At 69.2% G+C, this 20,224-nt stretch carries 17 protein-coding genes; 9 read left to right on the forward strand and 8 right to left on the reverse strand.

What is annotated here, in order from left to right; all coding sequences use genetic code 11:
* Positions 1-111: 111 nt before the first annotated feature.
* Positions 112-303 (reverse strand): CsbD family protein, encoded by a 192-nt coding sequence (locus OZ403_RS36555; RefSeq protein WP_140795810.1) that lies wholly within the window; start codon positions 301-303, stop codon positions 112-114.
* A 269-nt stretch (positions 304-572) separates the two neighbouring features.
* Between OZ403_RS36555 and OZ403_RS36560 the strand changes: the two genes are divergently transcribed.
* Positions 573-2,348 carry a methyl-accepting chemotaxis protein gene (locus tag OZ403_RS36560; protein WP_140795811.1) on the forward strand — a complete coding sequence of 592 codons (1,776 nt, stop codon included), beginning with the start codon at positions 573-575 and terminating at the stop codon, positions 2,346-2,348.
* 42 nt (positions 2,349-2,390) lie between these two features.
* On the opposite strand, the gene OZ403_RS36565 is transcribed toward OZ403_RS36560, so the two are convergent.
* Together OZ403_RS36565 and OZ403_RS36570 are read right to left on the reverse strand one after the other, a co-directional pair.
* A complete protein-coding gene (locus OZ403_RS36565; protein WP_268782922.1) occupies positions 2,391-3,245 on the reverse strand; it encodes a hypothetical protein in 855 nt (284 codons plus the stop codon).
* A gap of 98 nt (positions 3,246-3,343) precedes the next feature.
* Positions 3,344-4,912: a phytoene desaturase family protein gene (locus OZ403_RS36570; protein WP_140877775.1), complete on the reverse strand. Its 1,569-nt coding sequence runs from the start codon at positions 4,910-4,912 to the stop codon at positions 3,344-3,346.
* Positions 4,913-5,090: 178 nt separating this feature from the next.
* Between OZ403_RS36570 and OZ403_RS36575 the strand changes: the two genes are divergently transcribed.
* The 5 genes from OZ403_RS36575 (at position 5,091) to OZ403_RS36595 (ending at position 11,812) form a co-directional block, all read left to right on the forward strand.
* Positions 5,091-6,866, forward strand: coding sequence for a CHASE domain-containing protein (locus tag OZ403_RS36575; RefSeq protein WP_140800283.1), 1,776 nt, complete (start codon positions 5,091-5,093; stop codon positions 6,864-6,866).
* Positions 6,867-6,926: 60 nt separating this feature from the next.
* A complete protein-coding gene (locus OZ403_RS36580) occupies positions 6,927-8,405 on the forward strand; it encodes a PDZ domain-containing protein (protein ID WP_268782923.1) in 1,479 nt (492 codons plus the stop codon).
* Positions 8,406-8,556: 151 nt separating this feature from the next.
* Positions 8,557-9,765, forward strand: coding sequence for an MxcI protein (locus OZ403_RS36585; protein WP_268782924.1), 1,209 nt, complete (start codon positions 8,557-8,559; stop codon positions 9,763-9,765).
* 90 nt (positions 9,766-9,855) lie between these two features.
* Entirely contained in the window at positions 9,856-10,479 is a 624-nt protein-coding gene (locus OZ403_RS36590; RefSeq protein WP_140795817.1) for an MXAN_6652 family MXYO-CTERM-anchored protein, read from the forward strand.
* A 139-nt stretch (positions 10,480-10,618) separates the two neighbouring features.
* Complete coding sequence (locus OZ403_RS36595; RefSeq protein WP_268782925.1) at positions 10,619-11,812, forward strand: serine/threonine-protein kinase; 1,194 nt, start codon at positions 10,619-10,621, stop codon at positions 11,810-11,812.
* A gap of 6 nt (positions 11,813-11,818) precedes the next feature.
* Here the strand turns inward: OZ403_RS36595 and OZ403_RS36600 are convergent, their stop codons facing one another.
* On the reverse strand, positions 11,819-12,187 hold the full coding sequence (locus tag OZ403_RS36600; protein WP_140795819.1) for a helix-turn-helix domain-containing protein: 369 nt from the start codon (positions 12,185-12,187) through the stop codon (positions 11,819-11,821).
* A gap of 227 nt (positions 12,188-12,414) precedes the next feature.
* Here OZ403_RS36600 and OZ403_RS36605 point away from each other — a divergent pair, with 227 nt between their 5' ends.
* The 3 genes from OZ403_RS36605 (at position 12,415) to OZ403_RS36615 (ending at position 15,773) form a co-directional block, all read left to right on the forward strand.
* Positions 12,415-14,307 carry a serine/threonine-protein kinase gene (locus tag OZ403_RS36605; protein WP_268782926.1) on the forward strand — a complete coding sequence of 631 codons (1,893 nt, stop codon included), beginning with the start codon at positions 12,415-12,417 and terminating at the stop codon, positions 14,305-14,307.
* Positions 14,308-14,380: 73 nt separating this feature from the next.
* Positions 14,381-15,256, forward strand: coding sequence for a DUF2381 family protein (locus tag OZ403_RS36610; RefSeq protein WP_161607146.1), 876 nt, complete (start codon positions 14,381-14,383; stop codon positions 15,254-15,256).
* 220 nt (positions 15,257-15,476) lie between these two features.
* Positions 15,477-15,773, forward strand: a complete 297-nt coding sequence (locus tag OZ403_RS36615) for a hypothetical protein (protein WP_268782927.1) — start codon at positions 15,477-15,479, stop codon at positions 15,771-15,773.
* 324 nt (positions 15,774-16,097) lie between these two features.
* Here OZ403_RS36615 and OZ403_RS36620 read toward each other — a convergent pair whose 3' ends face one another.
* Genes OZ403_RS36620 through OZ403_RS36635 form a run of 4 tightly spaced genes read right to left on the reverse strand, consistent with a single transcriptional unit; the run spans position 16,098 to position 20,178 of the window.
* Positions 16,098-16,826 (reverse strand): SMI1/KNR4 family protein, encoded by a 729-nt coding sequence (locus OZ403_RS36620; protein ID WP_268782928.1) that lies wholly within the window; start codon positions 16,824-16,826, stop codon positions 16,098-16,100.
* Between the two features lie 13 nt (positions 16,827-16,839).
* Positions 16,840-18,093, reverse strand: coding sequence for a PAAR-like domain-containing protein (locus OZ403_RS36625; RefSeq protein ID WP_268782929.1), 1,254 nt, complete (start codon positions 18,091-18,093; stop codon positions 16,840-16,842).
* Positions 18,081-19,172: a hypothetical protein gene (locus OZ403_RS36630; RefSeq protein WP_268782930.1), complete on the reverse strand. Its 1,092-nt coding sequence runs from the start codon at positions 19,170-19,172 to the stop codon at positions 18,081-18,083. Before OZ403_RS36630 ends, OZ403_RS36625 begins: the two co-directional genes overlap by 13 nt.
* Position 19,173: 1 nt before the next feature.
* Positions 19,174-20,178 carry a DUF2169 family type VI secretion system accessory protein gene (locus tag OZ403_RS36635; protein WP_268782931.1) on the reverse strand — a complete coding sequence of 335 codons (1,005 nt, stop codon included), beginning with the start codon at positions 20,176-20,178 and terminating at the stop codon, positions 19,174-19,176.
* Positions 20,179-20,224: the final 46 nt, after the last annotated feature.

A 20,224-nucleotide genomic window follows, 5' to 3' on the forward strand; every position in this document is an offset into this window, starting at 1 on the left:
AGGAACGTGGAATCCTGGTCCTCACCTCGAAATGAAACGAGCCGCGAGGAAGGCTTCCTCGCGGCCCGAATCATTCACATGCATGCGCCCGGCAGGAGCCGGGAAGGACGACTAGGGCTCTCCCCGGCGCGGCTTGTCGGAGTCGACCGCGTCCTTGATGGCGCGCTTGGCGTCCTCAATCTTGCCCTTGATGGCGCCCTTGGCGGAGTCACGCTTGCCCTCGGCCTCCAGCTCACGGTCGCCGCTCGCGACGCCGACCACTTCCTTGACCTTGCCCTTGGCCTTGTCGGTCCACTCGCCCATGACGGGTCTCCTTTCACAACAGACAGCGCGTTCGAGTCAGAGTGTGGGCATTCCAGAAAGGCCGCGCAGGCGCCCCAGGGCCGCTCGCCTGAGCGGCAACCAGGCGCGAAGAGCAGAGACGAGCAATTCTTGAATTCAATGCCAGCCACTCTCTGACAAGCGCCGCATTTCCATACACGCTGGATGAGGCGGAACGGGACTGGACATTGACGGCGAGCAATTCGGGACGCACGCTGGGGTCACTGCTACCCAGGAGCACCGCTTCCCCGATGGCCACCTCCTCGCTACCGACCCCTGGCGCCCTGCTACGCCGGCTCTACCTGCTGCGGTCTGTCGTCACCACGGTGGCCTTCACGCCCGCGGTCTACGTCGACATGCAGTTGCTCGACCTGTCGGGTGCGCGGGAGTTCAAGATTTTCCTGGGCATCATCACCCCGGTGGTGCTCGGCCTGTGCGCGGTGGTGCAGCCGCTGGTGGTGATGCCGTGGCTGATGAAGCGCGCCCTGAGCGCCCAGGGGACGACGCGGGTGGAGCGGCTCATTCGCATCCCCTCCAGCATCGCCTTCGTGGAGATGATGGTGTCGTGGACGTTGGGCGGCATCCTCTTCAACGGCGGCGCGGTGCTGCTCCTGGACCGGCCGGCGTCGGTGGTGATGGTGGGCGTGGCGGTGGCGGTGAGCGCGGGCCTCTTCAGCAGCCCGCTGGCGTACATGCTGTTCGAACGGGTGATGATGCCCACGGTGCTGGACGCCTATCAGCGCGCGCCCAGCACGAAGCCCGCGGGTGAGGGCTTCGCCACGCGCCAGCTCTGGCTGCTGCCCGCGATGGTGGTCTCCGCGCTGCTCATCACCTGTCTGGCCAGCATCGTCACGCTGCACCTGCGCCTGGAGCGCGGCATGGGCGCGCTGGCGGCGGACCTGGCGGCGCAGGGCGACACCGCGGCGGCCGAGCGCGTGCAGGCCACGGTGCGGCCGCTGGAGGCGGAGCTGGTGCAACCGGTGGTGGTGCTCGGCGGGTATGCCGCGCTGGGCTCCATCCTCACCGCGGCCTGGGCGGCCCGCCGGCTGGCCCGGGGGGCTCGCGCGGTGGGTGCGTCCCTGGAGGCCCTGGTGGAGGGCCGCGCCACGCCGCCACAGTGGGTCTCCTCGGATGAAGTGGGCGACTTGGCGGCGTCCACGTGGCAGCTGTACCAGCGGCTCCAGGAGATGCCGCGCTCGCTGCGCGCCTCCGCGGGAGACCTGGCCGACGCGGGCCAGCGACTGTCACAGGCCAGCTCCCAGCAGAACCAGACGCTGTCGCGGCAGGCCGTGGCGCTGCACCAGGCGCGCGCCACGGCGCAGGAAATCCAGCAGGCGTCCCACGTCACGCACTCGCGTGCCACCAGCATCCTCCAGGTGGCCGAGCGCGCCGCCGCCGTGGGCAAGCTGGGTGAGGAGTCCCTGGCCGGCACGGAGAAGGGGCTCACCGTCATCCGCGACATCGCGGCCGGGCTGCACGAGCAGATGCTCGACCTGGAGCAGCGTGCCCGCGAGGTGGGCCGCGTGTCGGAGGTGGTGAAGTCGCTGGCGGACCAGTCCCACATGCTGGCCATCAACGCGGCGATTGAAGCCACGCGCGCGGGCGAGCACGGCAAGGGCTTTGGCGTGGTGGCGCGGCAGATGCGCGACCTGGCGGACCAGTCCGTCCGGGCCACCAACCAGGTGCGCGGGCTGCTGGAGAGCATGGCCACGGCCACCCAGCAGGCCACGGCGATGTCGGACCAGGGCGCGGAGGGCGTGGCCGAGGCACTGGAGCCGCTGCGGCACAGCGGCGAACGGCTGCGCGAGCTGGCGGGCCTGTCCAAGGAATCCGCGGCGGCGGTGCGGCAAATTACGGAGGCCGTGTCGCAGCAGCACGCGGGCGTGGACCAACTCTTCGCGGCGGTGCGCGAGTTGGATGAGCTGACGACGGACACGCTGCGGCACCTGGACACCACGCAGCAGGCGGCCTCGGCCGTGAGCCACGCGACGGGACAGGTGTCGCAGTTGGCTGAACGCTACGTCTGATGTGGCGGCTCGCCCGTGCTCGAGCGCGGGCGCGCCACCGCATCAGCTGTTGGAAGGTACGTCGTCCTCCGCACGCGCAGCGAGCATGGGCGTGAGACGCCCCTCCGAGCTCAGCACTGGCGTGCGCAGCAGCACGGCGAGCTGGCCCACGAGCACCGCCAGCCGCGTCAGCCGCTCCCGGGGCTCCTCGCCGCCCGCCTCGAAGCTGGCCGCGTCCAGGTAGGCGAGCTGCGCCGAGGCCCGCCCATGCAGTCCCGCCACCCGCTGCTCCAGCGCCGTCAGCCGCGTGCGCAGCGCCCCCAGGAACGCCGTCGTCCGGACCAGCAGCGCGGAGGCCTCATCGAGCGCCCGCGCACCCTCCTCTGGAGCGCTCCCTGACAGGATGGCGCGGGCCGAGATGGCCGCGTACAGCGGCGTCCCATCCAGCACCACCGGCGGCGAATCCTCGTCCAGCCAGCCCCGGTCCAGCCACGCCAGCACGGACTCCAGCTCGGTGGGCACCTCGACACCCGCGCCCAACAGGGGCCCGTTTCGCCGCGCCGCGCGGGACGGGGATTCGCGCAGGAGCGCGCGCAGCGCTTCCAGCGCCTCGGGCTCGAGCAGCTCGGCTTCCTGGACGTGCCCCCAGCGCTCCAGCCGCGCCAACAGCGCGCCGAAGGGCACCAGCACCTCCGCGTGCACCCGCGCCTGGAGCGCGCCGTGGGAGGCCACGCCATCGCGGACCTGGAGGCGGTCCGCCCGGAGCGCGGCCACCGCCCCGCGGTGCCGCTCACGCGCCTGGGCCAGCCGGGCATCTTCTGGCGTGGTGACGCCAGTCTCCGTCAGCACCTTCCGCACACCCAGGCCCAGTGCCGTCAGCACCAGGCCACCCACCGCGAATGGGATGAAGAAGGGCATGCCTCGCAACTATGCCAGCTTCGTCCCCGTCCCTCCCGGCGGATGCGGGCGGCCCTTCCCCTCCTGCCGGGTGGGCGCGCCACCCGCTGGCGCGGCGCTCACCCCGCGCGAGCTTGAACGGGCGCCTCCGGCTCCAGCGGCGGCACATACGGCCAGCCCGGCAGCGGGCCCCTGCCCGCCTCGCGCGTCAGGTAGTCCGCCGCGATGTTCGCGCTCTCCATGATGGTCAGCAGGCCGCTCCCCGGATGCGTGCCGCCGCCCACGAAGTACAGCCCTTCGATGTCTCGGTTCTTCACCTTGGGCCGCAGCGGCCCCAGCTGCAGCCACGTATGCGACAGGTTGAACACCGCGCCCCGGAACACATTGAAGTCGTCCCGCCACGTCTCCGCCGTGAAGTAGCGCTCCTCGCGGATGTGCTCGCGCACGCCCTTCAGCCCCACCTTCTCCAGCATGGCGGGAATGCGCTCGCGCAGCGCCTGCTCCGTCTTCGCCCAGTCCACCGGACGTCCCGTGTTCGGCGTGGGCACCAGCACGTACAACGTCGAATGGCCCGCCGGCGCGCCGGACGGGTCCGTCACGCCCGGATTGCACACGTAGAAGGGCGGGTCCTCCAGGTCGACGTGCCGGTCCTCCAGCGCGTCACGGTCCGTGCGCCGCGCGGACTCCGACAGGTAGATGAGATGGTGCGGAAGGTCGGCGTACACCGTGTCCAGGCCGTAGTACGCCATGAACGTGCTGCACGAATACTTCGCCCGCTCCAGCGCCGCGTCCGTCAGCCGCGAGCCTTCCCGCGCCTCCGCCGGAATCAACGACCGCGCCGCATAGGCCAGGTCCGCGTTCACCACCACCGCGTCCGCCTCCAGCACCTCGCCGCCCACGAGCTTCACGCCCACCGCGCGGCCCGCGTCCACGCGCACCTTCTCCACCGGCGTGCCCATGCGGAAGGTGGCGCCCAAATCCTCCGCGCAGCGCATCATGCCGCGCGACAGCTCGCGGAAGCCGCCCTCCACGTGCCAGACGCCGAAGGCCAGCTCCAGGAAGGGAATCACGCTGAACACCGACGAGCACGTCGTGGGGTGCAGGCCCAGGTACTTGGACGGGTACGCCAGGGCGTACGTCACCCGGTCATCGTGGAAGAAGCCGTCCAGCTGCCGGTACAGCGTCTGCCAGGGCTTGAAGCGCAGCGTGGGCGCCAGCCGCCACGGCGCGTAGTAGCCCAGGTTGTCCGCGGAGGTGCAGATGAACTTCTCGTAGGCGATGCCGTACTTCTCCCGCCCGTCCTCCATCCATTGGCGCAGCGCGGACGCCTGCCGCGGGCCGAACTTCGCCAGCTCCGCCTCCATGCGGTCCAGGTGCCGGGTGGTGTCCAGGTGCGTGCCGTCCCAGAAGTGCACCCGCGTGTTGACGTCCAGCGGGAGCAGCTTGACGTAGTCCTCCAGCCGCCGGCCCGCGCGCCGGAATATCTGCTCCAGCACGCCCGGCAGCTGGAGGATGGAGGGCCCGGTGTCCACCGCGTACTCGCCCGACGCGCCCAGCGTCAGCCCCTTCATCCGCCCCCCGGGCACCGCGTCCTTCTCCACCACGGTGACCCGGAAGCCCTGCCCCGCCAGGTTGATGGCGGCCGACAAGCCCCCCGGTCCCGCACCCACGACGATGACGTGCCGCACGCTGCCTCCCTCGCTCGCTTGCCATGCCCTACCGGATGCCAAGGCCCTCCGGTACCCGGGTGAACGGAATCCCACCCACTCATTCACCTGGCGAACGCGCGAACCGGCCAGGACGTTACAAGAGCACCGTCCGGCACTGGCCCCCGGGTGGACACCATTCCAGCCTTCTTCCGCCACCGTGCCACCGCATTCCTCCTCCCACCTGCGCCGCAACGCCGCCGCCTACTGCGTGGTCCTGGTGGGGCTGCTCCTCACCGCCGCGTCGGCGGCCTATGTGCAGCAGAGCATCCACGAGCGCCGCCTGCGCCGCTTCGACGGCGCGGTCCATGACGGGGTGCTGGGCCTCCAGCAGCGCCTGGAGCTGAACCAGACCCTGCTCCAGGGCGTGCATGGACTGTTCACCGGCAGCCGCTTCGTGAGCCGGGAGGAGTTCGACGCCTACCTGGAGAGCCTGGAGCTGAACCGCGGCTTCCCAGGGCTGGAGGGCATCGGCTTCGCGCGGTGGCTTCGGCCAGAGGACGTGGCCCGGTACGACGCGAAGGTCCGCGGCAGGCAGGAGCCAAGCCATCCCGTGTGGCCCCCGGGCCCACGCGAGGCCTACACCGCCATCGTCATGATGAACCCCCTGGACGCGCGCACGCAGCAGGGCCTGGGATTCGACATGCTCACCGAGCCCAGCCGCCGGGCAGCGATGCTGCGCGCACTGGGCACGAGGCGCCAGGCCGCCACCCACAAGGTGCGGCTCATCCAAGGCTGGGAGGACGCCGCGGGCCGCGTGGGCATCGTCATCTTCATCCCCGTGTACATCCGCCCGAAGGACGCCCAGCCCCCCGGCCCCCCCACCAAAAATCTGCGCGGCTTCGTCTACCTCCCCCTCGCCATGGAGGACCTGATGAGCGAGCTGCACTTCATCGGCTTCCAGGAGACCATCGACCTGGAGGTGTACGACGGGACGGAGGTCCGCGACGACGCGCTCCTCTATGCGTCCAGCTCCCCGGCATCGCGGGGTGCCCCCGCCCTCCAGCAGGACGTGAGGATACCCGTGGCCGGCCAGACCTGGACGCTGCGGTTCAACGCGCGCCAGGCCTTCACCGATGCCAGCACCACCGGGCAGCCCGGCACCGTCGTGGGCGCCGGGCTGCTGGTGACGCTGCTGCTGTTCTTCATCACCCGCTCGCAGGTCCGCGCCCGGACCGTGGCCGAGGCCGCCAACACGGAGCAACAGCGGCTGACCGGCGAGGCCCGCGACGCCGTCCAGGTGCGCGACGACTTCCTCAGCATCGCCGCGCACGAGCTGCGCACGCCCCTCACCAACCTCAAGCTCCAGCTCCAGTTGCTGTACCGCCAGCTTCGCGGCGAGGGGCCCCTGGACGTGGAGAAGCTCGCGCAGCGGGTGCAGTCCAGCGAGCGCCAGACGTCGCGCCTGGCGACCCTGGTAGACAGCCTGCTCGACGTATCCCGGCTGGCGCGCGGCCGGATGGAGCTGAACCTGGAGCCCGTGGACCTGGACGAAATGGTGCACGAGGCCGTCCGCCGCTTCGAGACGGAAGCCAGGACAGCGGGGGTCCAGGTGACGGTGGATTCGCCCGTCCCCGTGACGGGCCAGTGGGACCGGATGCGGCTGGAGCAGGTGCTCACCAACCTGCTGTCCAACGCGCTCAAGTACGGCCACGGCGCCCCCGTGGACGTGCGCGTGCGCTCGGACGAAACACAGGCGACGCTGGAGGTGGAGGACCACGGCATCGGCCTTCCGCCGGAAGACGCGCAGCGCATCTTCGGCCGCTTCGAACGCGCCGTATCCAGCCGCCACTATGGCGGGCTGGGCCTGGGCCTCTTCATCACCCGCCAGCTCGTGGAGGCCCTGGGAGGCCGCATCAGCGTGACCAGCACCCCGGGCCAGGGCGCCACGTTCACCGTCGTGCTGCCCTTGAGCGGCCCACGAGCCGTGGCTTGACGCTCCCTGCCTTGCGGGGAAGCCCGGCAAGGCCCTTCAATGACAGGCAGGAGGATTCACGTGTTCCTGTCTGCAATGACATCCGCGCTCGCGAGCGCCCTGCTGCTCACCGCCGCGCCCCTCACCGTCACCATCGAGCCCCTGGGCTTCTCCGTCCAGAACGTCAACAAGGAGGTCCGGGTGACGAAGGTCCTGCCGGGCAGCATCGCCGCCCAGGAGGGGCTCGAGCCCGGCATGCGGATTCTGAGCATCGAACGGCCGATGCGGTCCTTCGCGCGCGACCCCATCCACCTCCTCAGCCAGGAGGACCTGCGCGACGCCCTGATACCGACGTGGGACGAGCCGCTCTCGATTCGCATCAAGACCGCCAGCGAGGAGCGATATTTGCGCCTCCGCCGGACCGACCCACGCCCGGCGCAGGAGTTCCCCGACACGCCCCTCACCCGCGAGCAGGTCAACCGTCTGACGCGGTTGGAGCGCAGCCGCTACTCCTTGTGGCAGGCCCAGCATGCCGGCATGCACGCGCCCCCCATGCCCATGCCCGAGTTCGAGCTCGGGCAGAAGCAGGCCACGGCCTACGTCAAAGCGGATGTCCTGCTGACCGTCATGGGCGGAGGAAGCACCCCCACCCACGTCTATGCCAGCGCCACCGTGCTGACGCCCTGCGAGGGCGCGCTGGAGAAGCTCGTGCTGCGCGGCGCGCCCGCGGGCGGGGCCCCGCTCCAGCTCCGGCCCGATGTCCGGGGCATGAATGCCAGCGTCCATGTGGACCTTCCACTCTGGAAGCCCGCGGCGGCCATCCAGGCCTGCCGCGCCGCCGCGCCGTCCTCCGTGCCGTCCTTGGAGTCCCGCGTGAAGGCGGAGCTGCATTGCCAGGGCGCCCCCGTCCAGAAGCGGGAGTTCACCGCGACGCTGAGGGTCTTCTGTGACGAACCGCTGCCGGCGGGAATCCGGGACGCGCGCAACGTGCTGTCACTGGCGGGGACGCGCAGGGCGGATGACGCCCCCGCCCTCGTCCATCAGTTGGAGGTGGGCGCCAATGGGACGCTCGGACTGGACGCGCGGCTGGATGGCATCGTCCCCCCGCCAGTCGAGGTCAGCCTGGTGGAGCTGGATGGCAAGGGGAACACGGCCCGGCGCCATGCCACGAAGAAGGTCGAGCCCGAGATGGCCGAGCTGCCGTTCCAAGTCACGCTCGACACGCGCACGGCGCGAACCGCGCGGCTGGCCGCGGCGCTGCGCTTCGCCGACGGCAGCACGCGGCTGAGCTTCCCGGCGGACGTGGCCATCGTCACGCGGGAGGAGGTGGCCGCGCAGCAGCAGCAGGCCGAGGAGGCATTCCAGCGATTGATTGACTTCAATCGCAAGCTCTCCCAGCAGTGGCCCTCCGCCTGTGATTCGCTGGCCGAAGTGACGGCCTGGACCCAGGCCCAGCCGGAAATCGAATGGGCCGCATCCAGCCCGGGCTCCAGCATGACCTATCAGATGAAAGGTTCCAGCGGGCTCAACGTGCTCAACTGCCACAGACACCACCGCTGAGCCTCGCGGGCCTCCCGCCCGCTTCTTGACTTTTCATGAATTCCGCCTAAACAGCTCATGAAATTGAGAATGCGTATCGTTTTCACCTGAAACCCACAGCTCCGTTCCGGGTGAAACGGCGCCCCACTCCACTTCCAGGAAGGCCGTATTCATGAAGCATCTGTTTGCCCGCTCGGGTTTCCGACTCTCCGCCGCTGCGCTCGCGCTGTCCCTGATGGGCGGCTGTGACGACTCCGGCGACGCCTACACCGGCCCGCTGTACGCCATCACCACGCAGGACCTCAACGCCGACCCGGCGGCGAGCTACGTGGTGGTGACGCGTGAGGCGGAGCAGACCGCGCGGCTGTCGCTGGACGGCGCCATCAAGGTGTCCGGCCGTGCGCTGGGCGTGGGCATCCGCAAGTCGGGCCAGGTCTACGTGGTGTCGGACGACAGCCCCGTCGTGACGCGCTACTCGCTCACCGAGGACGGCGGCCTGGAGCAGTCGGGCACGGTGAGCTTCGCCAGCCTGGGCGTGATGTCGCTGGGCGAGTACCAGGCGAACTTCCAGTTCGTGTCGGCGACGAAGGCGTACTTCTTCGACGGCATCACCGCGCAGGCGGTCATCTGGAACCCCACGGAGATGACCGTCACCGGCAACATCGCGCTGGGCGACCTGGAACTCGAAGGCACGGAGATGGCCTTCTCGGGCTCGGTCGTCTCGGACAACGGGCAGCTCATCGTTCCCGTGGGCTGGCGTCCCGTGGCCGGCGTGGGTATCACCCCGAGGACGGGCGTGGTGGCCGTCGACACGGCGACGGACACGGCGACCCTCGTCACGGATGAGCGGTGCGGCTACGCGCACGACGCCGTGCTCGGCCCCGACCGCAAGGTCTACGTCGCGACGGAGGCCTACGGCGCGGCGGTGCACCGGGTGTCGGCCGACGCGGCGCCGGAGCCGTGCCTGCTGCGGTTCGACCTGCAGACGCGCACCTTCGACGCCGGCTTCCACCGCTCGCTGTCGGAGCTCGTGGGCGGCGGCACCGCGGGCTCGCTCGTCCCCGGCCCGTCGGGCACGGCGTACCTGCGCGTGCTCGATGAGAGCGTCGCCCCGGTGCAGGAGGGCGCGCACCCCCGCGGCATCGCGAGCGGCGCCGGCTGGCAGTGGTGGGCGCTGAATCTCAGCACGCTGACGGCGACGCGGAACACCCAGTTCCCGGCCACCTCGGGCAGCAGCTTCCTCTTCCACACCGAGAACCAGACGCTCTACACCGAGTTCGGAGAGGGCTCCGCGTCCACGACGCTGCACGTGCTGGGCGACAACGGGCGGCCCACGCTGACGACGCAGGGCCTGTCCTTCTCCCTGCTCCAGCTGCGCTAGGCACCGACGCCAGCGGAAGTCCCCGGGGCTCCGCTCACGCGGGGCCCCGGCTGTAGCACCACCTGCTTTCACCCATCTCCTGGAGTGTCCATGCGTCTTCCGTTCCGCATCGCGGGCGTCGTCGTCGTGTCATCGCTGTGGTCCATCCCCGCCTTCGCCACCAGCACGGGCGTCACCGGCCAGACGGGCAAGACAGGCCCCACGTGCAGCACCTGCCACCAGGGCGGGGAGCTCCCCACCGTCGCGTTCGAAGGGCCCGCCACGCTCGCGCCGGGCGCCACCGGCCAGTACACCTTCATCATCCGGGGCGGTCCCGCCAGGACGGGCGGCGTGGGCATCGCCGTGGACAGCACGGCGGCCACGCTCCAACCCGGCGAGGGCATGAAGAAGCTCGGCGCCGAGCTGACCCATTCGCAGCCCCAGCCCTTCGCGAACAACGAGCTGCGCTTCAACTTCAGCCTCGTCGCCCCCGCGACGGACGTCACCCTCACCCTCTTCGGCGCTGGCAACTCCTCCAACGCGGACTTCCATACCGACGGAGACCGGGCCGCCGCCACGAAGCTGAGCGTGAAGGTGGGCCAGGGCACGCCAGGCATGGAGCCGGATGACAAGGACGAGGAGAGCGGAGGCTGCGCCGCCGCGGGGAGCGCGCCGCTGTGGGCCCTGCTGATGGCCGCCTCGCCCCTGGCCCTGCCGCGCCGCCGCCGGAGCTGAGACACCGTCCGCGCTCGGGATGAGGTCCACGCCTCATCCTCCGTGGAGGTGAAGATGCGCCATGACCCATGCGCCTCTTCACCCGGCCTCAATCACCATATAAACTGGAGAGGTTTATAACCCGCATCCGGGAGTCTCCGTGCCCACCCACCCCACACAGCCCAGCCTCCGCCCGATTACCGAGGAGGAGCGGGCCCGGGCGCATCCAGCGCGACGGCCGACCCTCTTCCAGCTCGCGGGAACGCGGTACATCTATGTCAGCACCCTGGACGCACGTCCCAACGGCGAGGTCCTCATGCTGGCCGAGCGACAGGAGCGCCACGGCCTGAGCGGCCCGGTCCTCATCCGGCGCGTGCGCTCACCCGCCACGTTCGCGCGCAGGCAACGGTTGGTGGAAGAGGTCCAGTTGGCCTACCGGCTGAACCACCCGGCCATCGCCAAGGTCCACCTGTTCACCGTCCAGTCAGGCAAACCCTACGTCATCATGGAGTACGTGGACGGCCCCACCCTGGACGGAGTGTTGAGCCTGATGGCCCTGCGGCGCCAGCCGGTCTCCACCGCCTTCGCACTGTACGTGGGCGCGGAGGTCGCCGACGCGCTGGCCTACGCGCACCGGCTGGCGGATGACCACGGGGCGCGGCTCGGGCTGATTCACCGGGACGTGAGCCCGCGCAACGTGAGCGTGGGAATGGGCGGGGAGGTGAAGCTGACGCACTTCGGCGCGGCCTACACGCATCTTGGCGGGCGCGAGGAGACCCAGGGCGGCCTGCGCAAGGGAGATGCCGCCTATACCTCGCCGGAGTACCTGAAGTGCCTGCCATTGACCCCTGCGGCGGACCTCTTCTCGCTGGGACTCGTCCTGCTGGAGCTGGCCACGGGACGCCACCTCTTCCATGCCGCCCTGGAAAGGCTGGCGGAGCCTCCTCCATGGCGGAAGCGGGCTCCCGTGGAGGAGGAACCCTCGCTGCCGCTCACGCACCTGATGATGTTGATGGACGCCTACACGCCGCACGACGTGGAGAAAGCAACCGCGGGTCTGCCCGAGGGCTTCGGGGCCGTGCTGAGGAAGGCCCTCCGCAAACCCGCCGCTGAGCGCTACACCACGGCGGAAGACATGCGAGACGTGCTACGGGAGTGCCTCGTCCAGGTTCGGGAGGCCAGCGACGGCCGCCCCTATGGCCGCAAGGAAGCCGCCGAGGAGCTCGCCCGCCTCATCACCGAGGCCAGCCAGAACCGCGATGAGGCGGAGCCTGGAGACGAGCGTCTCTTCTCCTCGGGACTGGAGGCACATGAGCTCGGAGCGGCCACTTCCGCCGTGACGACCGAGCCCTGACGCCTCCTACCGGGTTAGCGCGCGGGCCATCGTGACAAGCGCCTCCAGCTTCGCCTCGTCCAGCTCACGCGCCAGCGTCACCAGCCGACGCAGCAGCGGCGGCTCCTTCTCCAGTTCACGCCGCTCGTCCTTGCCGGGCCGGGACAGTCCCAGCAGTTCGTCCGTGGAAATGCGAAGGACCATGCTCAGACGGCGCAGCATGCCCGCGCTGGGAACCATCTTTCCCCGCTCCACCCGGCTGTAGACCATGGGGTGCATATCCACCAAGGCCGCCACCTCCACCTGGGTCAACCCCAGGCGCGCACGCGCCTCACGCGCCGCCTTTCCCACCATCATGCCCAGTTGTTCGTCCATACGCGGGAGAACGTAGCGCATCCCGAGGGGATGGCTGGGGTGGAAGCCACGGCCCTGCGCCTGGAGAAGCGAAGAGCGAGACTCTACTTTCGGAGTTCTAGAGAAGATAAACTCCCCTATCTGGCCCGCGTCCCGCCTTCGTCCATTTCGCCACGCCCAGTCCATCCAGAGACAAGCCCCATGAGACAGGGAAGCGATGACCTTGACAGGAGGGGCTCGCGGCAGAGCGAGCCCCTTGGGGTGGGCGGATGAAGGCCCAGCGCCTTCGAGGGGACGTGGCCGTCGGCACCCAGGTGGGGGGCTTCGTCGTGGAGGGCTTGCTCGGGATGGGTGGCTGCGGCGCCGTCTTCCGCGCCCGGCGGGGCACCGCTCGCTTCGCGCTGAAGCTCCAGTCGCTCGCCGCGTTGGGCGGTTGGGCCCAGCGGGAGGTGGACATCCTCCGGAGGCTGGACCACCCCAATGTCGTGCGCTTCCATGCGTGCGGACTGTGGCGGGACACCGCCCCCGAGTGGTTCTACCTGGCCATGGAGCTGGTGGAAGGCCGGCCGCTGAACCAGTGGGTGAACGAGGAGAACCCCAGCCCGCGGCAGGCGGCGGCGCTGGCGCTGGGACTGGCCCGAGGGCTCGCGGCGGCACACGCGGAAGGCGTCCTCCACCGGGACCTCAAGGAGTCCAACATCATGGTGCGGGATGCCACAGGGACGCCCGTGCTGGTGGACTTCGGCGTGGGCTCCTATCCCGGCGCGCCCCGCCTCACCCGGGAGGTGCTTCCCCCGGGAACACCGCAGTACCGCAGCCCGGAGGCGCTGGCCTTCCGCAAGTCGCACGCGGGCGTGGAGGGGGCGCACTACGCGCCCACCGCCGCGGACGACCTGTATGCGCTGGGCGTCGTCCTCTACTGGGTGCTGACGGGCCGCTCTCCCTTCCCCGCCCCGGGAACGCCGTCGGAGGTAGAGCACGTCATCTCCCAGCCACCCGAGCCGCCTCGCGCCGTGAACCCAAGGGTGCCCGGTCCGCTGGACGCGGTGTGCTCGCGGCTGTTGGAGAAGCAGCCCACGGCGCGCTTTCCCAGCGCCGCCGCCACGGCCGAAGCTCTGGAGGCAGCGCTGTCCGCCGCGGACAGCGAGTGGGACCGGCCAATGTGCGCGTCGTGGGAGGAGTCACCCGAACTCCCGGCGCCACCTCCACCACAGGATGGGCTGGAGGCATGGCTGCACCAGGGTGAGCCCGCCTTGTCGCCGCCCAGGCGAGGCAGACGACCGGGGCGCGCCCGGCCTTCCGCCAACGGTGGCCGCGCGAGTCCAGGGGACGCACGGGAGGAGGCGTTACCACGGTCAGGGTTCGCCGTGCCTTCCAAGCGGATTTCGCCGGGGGCCCCACGCTCCAGGAGGCCCGCCACACTTGCGCTCATGGCGAGCCTCCTGGCCGCGCTGACGCTCGCATGGGCACTCACGCGGCACGAAGGCTCGCCGCCAGCGAGCAGGGAGCGTCCAGAAATGGCGTCACCGCACGCCTCGCCGGAAGCTGTCCGGGCCGCGGCCCCGCCCTTACCGGCGGCTCTCCTCCCCGCGACCGCTGCCCCTCCCATGGCGCGCGCCCCGAAAGAAGCATCACCCGTGAAGAAGCCAGACATCGCTCCCTCATCTCCCCCGTCACGGACATCACGCTCGGTGGGCACGCTGGCCCGGCGCGCCGCCGCCACGGCCGCCGCATGCACCGCGCTGGCCTGCCCGAGCGGGCCCGAGGTGCGTCCTGCGCCACCCTCCGAGCCGTGCCCAGAGGGCGCGCTGCAAGCCATGGAGGCGCGAGGTCTCCGCGTGGGTGAGCTGGGCACTGTGCTCTTCGACCGCGACGCGCCGAAAAGAATCACCGTGAGCGAGGGCTGGGTGCGCGTCCAAGTCGGGGCCACGCCCTATGACCTGGCGAACGCGACCCTGAGCGGACGGCTCAGCGTGAGCGAGCGGATCTACGGCCGCTTCACGGAAGCAGAGAAGAACGGCGAGCGCTTCCCTGTGTGCATTGAGCTCTACTACCCGGGCGACGGCCAGCGCGGCACGCCGCGCGTGTCAGGAAACCATCCGCCCGCCGAGCCCATCATCGACTCCGTCACGGGTCTGAAGGTGGTGAGGCGCTTCGAATGACAGCGCGTTCCCACTCATAGGGTTTCCCGTGATGAATGCCTCCGCGGCGATCCTGCTCGTTCACTCACTCCTCATGACACAGACGGCCGCCCCTTCGCTGCCCCCGGCCACCCCATGGGCACCGGCAGCGCGGCGCCTCACGGTGGGCCTCCATGCCTCCCGGTCCGCCACGCCGCCACCGGAAGTGCGCATCAGTCCTGGAATGGGCACGCTGCTGCTCTTCGACACGCCAGTGGCCCGCGCGGAGTTGGAGGGCGAGAAACAATTCACCCGAGTGCGGCTGGCGGGTGACACCCTGACGCTGATGCCCTCCGCGAGCGTGGAGGACAGCGAGGAGTTGCGGCTGACCGTCCACTTCTCGGATGGCGCCGCGCCCGCGAGCGCGACCTTCCGGCTGGTGCCCCACCCCACCCTGGCCGACCGTCAGGTGGAAGTCCACCGACAGGCCCGAAGCGCGGACTCGCTCCATGCCGAGTTGCTGGAGAAGGAGGAAGAGCTGCGGCGCCTGCGAAGCGAACTGGCGCGAATGGAGGCTGCCCAGAACCTGCCAGATGGCCTCACCGGCATGCTGGCCACCAGGCAACTGGACGTAAATGGTGTGCGGGCGCGCTGGCGACGAGAGCAACTCATGCTCCATCCGCGCAACGCGCTCAACGTAACGAACGCGACGACCTATCGCGCTGCCGCCCAAGTGGCGGTGGCTGTCGACGCAAGGCTGCGTGGGGGCGAGCCGTGGGAGGCCCGGAGCGCAACGCTGGTCCCGCGCGAGGGCGCCGCGCTCCGCGTGCTACGCGTCTGGCAGGCCGCGCCCACCGCCGCGGGCATGGTAGGCCAGTTCATCGTGGAAGCGGAGGCCACGGACACCATGAGCCCGGGCCCCTATACGCTGACGGTCTGGGCGGAGGGCGACAAGCGCTCCGTCATCCTGAGCAACCTGATGTTCCCGTGAATACGTCCGTCAGGCGCAAGTTGCCCCATGCAAAACCCTCATCCTCGCCAGAGGCGAGGCGCGTCTATCGCACAAGGGACTTCGAGCCCTGGAGCGCGAATCCACCGCGCTTCGCCAAGCAGTTGATTGAGCAGGCCTGCTGGTGCCGGTAGCGCACGGACTGTTTGCCTACCCCAAACGAAGCAGGTTTGGGTTGGTGCCACCTGGGGACGATGCGCTCATGCGTGCGCTCCTGGGAGAGGGGCTCTTCGTCTTTACCAGCCCCGAACGCAGGAACGCGCTGGGACGCGGCACGACAGCCGTGTTCGCGGCGACTCTCATCTACAACTCGAAGCGTTCCGGGCATGTTGAACTGGGTGACCGCCGCTTCGAACTACGCCGCGTGGCATTCCCGCTGGCGCCATCGCAGGAATGGTTCGTGGTTGAGCTCTTCAAGAACGAGGAGCGCGCTGGCACGTCGCGCACGGAACTGGCCAAGGCGCTGACGCGCGAAACGCATTTGACCGCGAACGCCTGACGGAAATGGCGCAGCGGTATGGGACCAAAGCGACGCGGGTACCGATCTCTTCGGCGCTCCCGGCCTCTTCCACTCGAGCTTCATCCACGAAGACCCGGCGTTCGACGACCTGATGCGAATCGTCGCCAAAATCGAGCCCGGAAGCGTCCCCGCAACCACTCCCCCCGCGCTATCGACACCCGCTTCAAGGGCCCCCTGCGCGGTGACTCGCCTCGCACCTCGCAATGCGGGCGAGGGCCTCCACGCGCAGCCCAACCTTGCGCGCTCCGCCTCATCCCCGCCAGACGGAGCTCGTGCAGCGGATACAAGACTTCCTGACTGTGCCTACCGCGTGACGACGCTCTTCAGCCCTGTTCGTGTCTCAAACTCCTGGGCCAGTTGCTCCAGCTCCGCCGAGTCCTCGCAGCCCAGGATGAATGAGAAGGTGGGCTGCGTCGGGTGTCGGTAGAGCAGCAGCGCGGCATCTCCTCGCTCGTACAGCGCGCAGTGCTCGGCAGGCGGGATGCGCTTGAATCCCTTCTCCTCGGCCAGCGCAGTCACCACGTCGGAACGGTAGCGAGCTGTTACAGCGGCATCATCCGGTGAGGAGAATTTCCGCCGGAAGGGCAACTGTGGCAGGCGCAGCTCCTTGAAGGCCTCGCAGTAGAGGAATTCCTCCAGCCCTACGTACTGGGGAGAACTGGCATCGGCGGGGTAGTTCTTCGACAGTGGCATGCGGACGACCAGGCAGTCATCGGATCCGTAAGGAGTCGAACGATCCAGGAACCAGTCGAAGCCGGAGGGCCCATTATCTCCAGCCACCGGGATATATCGCCCATGTTGAAGCCATGTCTTGGCGTTGTAGACATCGAGAGTCCCCTCGATGGAGAGGGAGGCTTCTGCGAGTTCGAGGCCGCCCATGCTCGCGCCCATCGTCTCCAGGAAATGACGATAGGCCCCCGGAAGAGAGCCCGCTTTCCTCTCCAGAAGTGCGATGTCGATCTCGTCCGCCGGAACAATCTCCTTGGAGAAGTCGGGGCGGTAGTTCTCGATGAATTCGACGAGTGATTTCATTTTGGATTCTCGATCAGGCGCAGTCTGTCGTGCAGTACATTGCCGGGAGCTTCTCCTGACAGTCCGAGCACGATGGGACGTTCTCGCCGTTCTGGAATGTCTGTTCGCGCTCCTCTGGCTCGGAGAGGCTCTTGGCTTCCATGTCCTCCATCCGAACCTTGAATTGTATCCTGGGACCTCTGTCGGGCTTGAGTCCCGCGACTGCTGGATAGAATAGGCGCTCGATGAGTTGTTTGGGCTTGTGCCCTCCGTGCTTCTCCATAATCTGCTTGGCGGCACAGTCCCAAACCTCTCGCGCAATCTCCGAATCGACGGGCGCGCTTGCACACTGGAATCCCAGTGACTTCACGGCCTTCGCAAATCCAGGAGGAGCTTGGCCGGAGCAGGCCGCGAGCTTCTTTCCTGTACATACGCACGCCATGGCGCCAATCATGTAGCCCTTGACGTAGGACTTGCGCTCTCGGTTGTATCGGAGCACGGCGTGGTTGCCGAAGAAGTCCTCGAGCGCGGCGATTTGTCCCCTGAGAGTGGAGAGTTCGCTCGGCAGGATTGCCAGTTCTACTCGTTCTGGGGGGTTTGGTCCTTTCCCGCTCTTTCGGTTGTCGTCCGTGTTCTTTCTGTCTAACTCCTCAAGCCTTCGCTCCTTGAGCCTCTCCTCTTTCTTGAGTTTGGCGTACTCAAGAATTTGCTGCTTCTGGGCGTCGAGTGCTCGCTGGAGCTGTTCAAACAACGTCGCAATCGCCGCCTGCGTCTCTTCTCCCGCCTCCAGTGGGTGCGTCTTCCCGCAGAGCGAGCACGGAATGTCATCGCCGTAGATGACGGTCATGACGCCGGAGGCCTGGATGATGCCCGTCATGGTGGCGGCATTCGCGGGGCTGCCGGACGGGCCGCAGTTGTTGAGCATGGGGTCGCCCAGCAACTGCACATTCCTCCCCTCGATTTTGACGTTCATCGAGCCGGGGCCGATGAACTTCGTCGCGCCGTGGGTGTTGCTGGAGGTGAGCCCGCCTCCCGTCCCCTTGCTGGCCATGTCCCCCTTGCTGCCGAAGCTGGCGCCGGCAATGGCGACGGGGTGCCCGTTGATGGTAACTGTCTTCGAGTACCCCTCGGGGGCGTCGCCGCTGTTGCCGATGTTGGGCAATGGCGTGGGCACGAAGGGCGCCGGCGGGCCGGGCATCTTGCAGACGTTGGGCAGCGTGGCTGAGGCGACGCCCGAACTGCCCTGGGTGACGGGCGTCCTCGGGGCGTTGACGGTTACCTTGGCCATGGCTTCGCTCCTCCTTCACTTCCGGACAGTGGCTCTTCCAGTAGTGCGGCGGCGCGCAACCCGGCTTCCGAACTGCCCCAGAGTAGCGCACGGGGGCCGCTCGCGTACCGGCGCCGCCAGGCCTGCGCGCAGAGGACGAGGTTCAGCGCGCCCGTGGCGGCACCCACCTCGCCACAGCTGCTCACAGGCGTGTGAATGACGGAAGCATCGCGGAACGCAGCCCCCAGCCGCAGGGCGACGAAGCCCCACTCCTCTGAGCGGTAGCGCTCGCCATTGAGGTCGCTGTGGACGGACGCCGCCACCTCGCGCGTGCCTCCCAGCGGCGCGAGTGCCTCACTCACGGCGGCCGTCAGCCCCTCGCCCAGGTTGAGGTCATCGGTGTGGATGAGCTTCGTCTCACGGGCTGTGGCGGCGGCGCGCACCGTGGCGTGGGGCACCAGTCCCCACCGGCGCGCGTCCGGCGCGGCCATCACCGCGACGAAGGCAGAGCCCTCGCTTGGTGCGAAGCCCGTGCGCGTCCCTTCTTCCAGCCACTGGTTCCGCTCGCGAAGCCAAGCCAACGTTTGGACGTCATGGTAGCTGTCGACGCCCCCCACAATCACCAGCGGGGAGCGGGCGGCGCGGCCGACACGCGTCACGGCCTCTCGTAACCCCTCCAGCGCCGAGGCGTGGCCCGTCAGCCGGGGCTCCACCCGCAGGCGCAGGCGCTCACTCCCGAGGGCTGAGAGGGCGGCGACGACTCGCGAGGCATCCGCGGCCTTCCAGCCTGGGCGCTCCTCGGGGAGGCCCACCAGCACCGGCACTTCGACATTCTCGAAGGGGAGGGCGGGTGCCAGCCTGGCGAGGACTTCCTCCAACGCCGCGGCCCCCAGGGCGGCCATGCGCGCCGCACCGCTCCACTCCTGCGCGTCCAGCAGCCCGTCCCTGGCGATGAAGGACTCGGCTTGGTGCCCCAGCTCCGGCACCTGAAGGAGCCGCACGCGGCTGATGCCCGCGCGCACCGCCGCCGCGACGCTCTCCGCTGTCGTCCCCACGGGGGCACGTGCTCCCGATGCCACGAGTACTGCCTCGACACTCATGTCAGTCCGTCCTCTCGGTAATGGCCGTGAAGTCGAGGCAGTCGATGTCCTGCGGGCCGACTCTCAAGCCCGTCTGGAAAACCATGCGCACCTTCTTCACCTCGGGCTCGATGACGACGGTGCCCAGGGTGGCCTCGTGGAAGCGCCGGACGGCTCCGAACCAGGTGGTGAAGCCGAAGCGCAAGCGCGGCAGCGTGAAGTGGAGCGCGCCCTTCGGCGTGAGGTGCACCAGGGCTACCTTCTCTCCCCCCACGAGACGGCGTGAGGGCCGCTGGTCAGCGGGGGCGCAGAGGGCGAAGCGCTCGTCGAAGTCTCGCGGCAGCAGCGGGTGTCGCGTCTTCCGCCAGGTCTCATCGAAGGTGCCCGCCAACTCCAGACGCGGCGACCAGTAGCTGGCGATGGGGCCAAAGCCGGCTGGCCCCGACTTCGCTGGGGTGCCCCGCAGGTACTCGACGCGGTGGGCGGGCTGGTCCACCAGGTGCGCCTCACGGCTGGCCACCCCGCGCCCCACGGGGTTGCGCGAGTCACTGACGTGCTTGCGCGTGTCCGTGTCGCGAGTGTCGGTGCCTCCCCACGCCCACTCGTAGAGAATGGGCTGGGTGACGAAGGGCTTGGGGGACGAGGGCTTCACGCCCGTCAGGCCGCGCGTGTAGAAGCGCTCCCCGTGCACCACGAGCATCTTGTCCACGTCGTGGATGCGGACAGCCACCTCGACGCTGGGCGCGGGCCGCCCACCGGGCGCATAGGCACATGCGTTGATGAGGACGTCGGTGTGGAGCTTGGGAACGACGAGCTCGGCCTCGTAGCGCAAGCTGGAGTGGCCCGGTTCTCCCCAGGAGACGGGCTCGGGCAGCGGAGGCTCCTGCGCGTCCGCGAGGCGGAGATGGCCCGCGTCGTCGACGTCAAAGGTCGCCTTGAGCGCGATGACCCAGAGGTGGTGGCCGTCCTTGTCGCGGACCCACGTCCGCTCGGCCGCGTAAGGTGTCTTGTTCTGAAGTGCCCACATGGTTGATGGCGAGGCGTGCCCAGGGACGGAGCGCGGCGTGGGGCCA

Origin of the sequence: Myxococcus sp. NMCA1, assembly GCF_026810205.1 — a bacterium.
GTDB lineage: Bacteria > Myxococcota > Myxococcia > Myxococcales > Myxococcaceae > Myxococcus > Myxococcus xanthus_A.